At 70.4% G+C, this 2,724-nt stretch carries 3 protein-coding genes; all 3 read left to right on the top strand.

Going from position 1 to position 2,724, the window contains the following annotated elements; translation table 11 throughout:
- Positions 1–431: aminotransferase class IV (locus AC1D01_RS28935; RefSeq protein ID WP_477872562.1), on the top strand; the 431-nt coding region annotated here is incomplete at its 5' end.
- Positions 432–438: 7 nt separating this feature from the next.
- A complete protein-coding gene (locus AC1D01_RS28930; RefSeq protein WP_477872560.1) occupies positions 439–1,089 on the top strand; it encodes an HAD family hydrolase in 651 nt (216 codons plus the stop codon).
- Positions 1,090–1,105: 16 nt separating this feature from the next.
- Positions 1,106–2,239: a methyl-accepting chemotaxis protein gene (locus AC1D01_RS28925; RefSeq protein ID WP_477872558.1), complete on the top strand. Its 1,134-nt coding sequence runs from the start codon at positions 1,106–1,108 to the stop codon at positions 2,237–2,239.
- Positions 2,240–2,724 lie beyond the last annotated feature (485 nt).

Genomic DNA, 2,724 nt, shown 5'->3' with positions numbered 1-2,724 from the left:
CCCATGCGCCGCTCGCGCCGCTGCCCGCGGGGCCGGTGGGCCTGCTGATCGCCGCGCAGCCCCTGCCCGACCACCGACCGCTGGCCGCCCACAAGACCACGCTGCGCCAGCACTACGACGCCGGCGTGCCGGCGGCCGAGCGGGCCGGTGCGTTCGACAGCCTGTTCTTCACCGCCGACGGCCGGCTGGTGGAAGGCGGGCGCAGCTCGGTGTTCCTGCTGCTCGACGGCCGCTGGTGCACGCCGCCGCTGCACGACGGCGCGCTGCCCGGCGTGATGCGAGCGCGGCTGCTGGCCGATCCGGGCTGGGCCACCGTCGAGTGCAGCCTGAGCGCGGCCGACCTGCGGCGTGCGCAGGCCATCGTGGTCTGCAACGCATTGCGCGGCGTGTTGCCGGCGCACCTGCTGTCGCGCGAGCTGAGCCACGCCTGAGGCGCCGATGAACCTGGCGCTGTTCGACCTGGATCACACCTTGATTCCCTTCGACAGCGGCATGGCCTGGACGCGCTTCCTCACGGCGCGCGGCATCCTGCCGCCCGAGGCCCCCGAGGCCTACCTGGCCTGCTGCCACCGCTACGTGGCCGGCACGCTGGACATCCGCGCGATGCACCGCATCACGGTGGCACCGCTGGCGGCGTTTCCACGCGAACGGATCGAGGCCTGGAGCCGCGCGTTCGAGGCCGAGATGGCGGCGCGGGTGCCCGGCCTCATGCAGGCGCTGGTGGAGCGCCACCAGCGTGCCGGCGACCTGTGCGCCATCGTCACCGCGACCACGCGCTTCATCGCCGAGCCCTTTGCGCGGCTGTTCGGCATCCGCCACCTGATGGCGACCGAAGGCGAGTTGCGCGACGGCTTCCTGACCGGCGAGATCGCCGGCGAGCCCTGCCACCGCGAGCACAAGCTGAGCCGCGTGCTCGACTGGCTGGACCGGCCCGGCGGCCTGCAGGCCTTCGACGAATCCTGGTTCTATTCCGATTCCGCGAGCGACCTGCCGCTGTTGCAGGCGGTGTCGCATCCGGTGGCCGTCCGGCCGGAGCCCGTGCTGCGCGAGCATGCGCGGCGCTGCGGCTGGACGGTGCTTGATTCATAAAACAAGGAGACATGTCATGGAATGGATTCGYCAGGTCAGCTTGGTCAGGCGGGTGATGATCGGCTTCGTCGTGATGGGCGCGATCGTGCTTGCGATGGGTGGGGCGGCGGCGTGGACCGTGCGGCAGCTGGCCGCGGGGGCTCCGCGGATCGATGCGGATGCGGCCGTCGGGTGGTTCGGCGCGTGTGCCGTCGCCGGCTGCGCGGTGGCGCTRCTGGCCGGCTGGCTGATCCGCGGCAGCATCAAGGAGTCGGTCGAGTCGACCGTGCAATGCGTGATCCGCATTGCCGGCGGCGACCTCGAGACCAAGATCACGTCGTCGGGCAAGGACGAGATCTCGTGGCTGCGGGCCGAGCTGAACGCGATGCGCAAGAAGCTGCGCACGATGGTGCTCGACGTGCGGCAGACGGTGGAGGGGGTCGACACCGCGTCGGACGAGATCGCGAGCGGCAACACCGACCTGTCGAACCGCACCGAGCAGCAGGCGAGCGCGTTGCAGCAGACCGTCGGCTCGATGGCGCAGCTGGCGGCCACGGTGAACAGCAACTCGGACAGCACGCGCGAGGCGAGCAGCCAGGTCAAGTTGTCCAGCGAGGTCGCGGCGCGCGGTGCGCAGACCATGCAGGAGGTGATCGTGCGCATGGGCGAGATCCACACCAGCGCCGGCAAGATCGCCGAGATCATCGGCGTGATCGATGGCATCGCCTACCAGACCAACATCCTCGCGCTGAATGCGGCGGTCGAGGCGGCGCGTGCCGGCGAGCAGGGGCGCGGCTTCGCGGTGGTGGCCGAGGAGGTGCGCAGCCTCGCGCAGCGCAGTTCGTCGGCCGCGCGCGAGATCAAGGCCTTGATCGGCGACTCGACCGAGAAGGTGGCGGCCGGCTCGCAGCTGGTCGCCGATGCCGGCCGCACGATGCGCGAGATCGTCGACAGCGTGGGCCAGGTGGCGGGGCTGATCGCCGGCATTGCGCAGAGCGGTGCCTCGCAGAGCAGCGACATCGGCCGCATGCAGCAGGCGATCGGGCAGCTCGACACGATGACGCAGCAGAACGCCGCGCTGGTGGAGCAGCTGGCGGCGGCGGCGCAGTCGCTGCGGGGCCAATCGGGCCGGCTCACCGAAGCCATGGGTTCATTCCGCGTGAATGCGTAGCTTCCTCCCTGGCGGCGATCTGCGCGGGCAAAGGCGCGGGCGGGGAGTGTGGGGCTCGCCGGTCGGTGCGGTCATTGCCCCTGGCGGGGCAATGACTCCCCTGCGCCATCTGCTTTCATGAACCGTCGCCGAAACTCCCTCCACTCACTTCGTTCGTTGTGGTCAAACAGTCGGCGACAGTCAGTGCACGAAGCGCGCTGCGCGCGCGGTTCATGAAAGCAGACGGCTCCGGCGCCCCGYCYTKATTGGCGCTCCCCACACYCCCCGCCCGCGCCTTTGCYGAACCRGTRGCTCGACGCGCAGAAAASACGCAYGRCGCKCCCGGGTGCAACCCGGGCATCCATTCCCATTTGTTCGCTTGTCAAAGTCGAAGGAGCAGKGCGGTGGCAYRAAGGCGCGTGSGGGGAGGCYGTGGMGCGCCAAYAAAGMCGGGKCGCCGGAGCTGKCTGGTTTCATGGCCCGCGTGCGCAGCACGCTTCGTGCAC

This window comes from Rhizobacter sp. P3_B12 (genome assembly GCF_056402895.1).
This window is presented reverse-complemented; position numbering and strand designations above follow the sequence as displayed.

Coding starts and splice junctions, on each gene's coding strand:
- AC1D01_RS28930 (WP_477872560.1), top strand. CDS start 439: ATGAACCTGGCGCTGTTCGACCTGGATCACACCTTGATTCCCTTCGAC.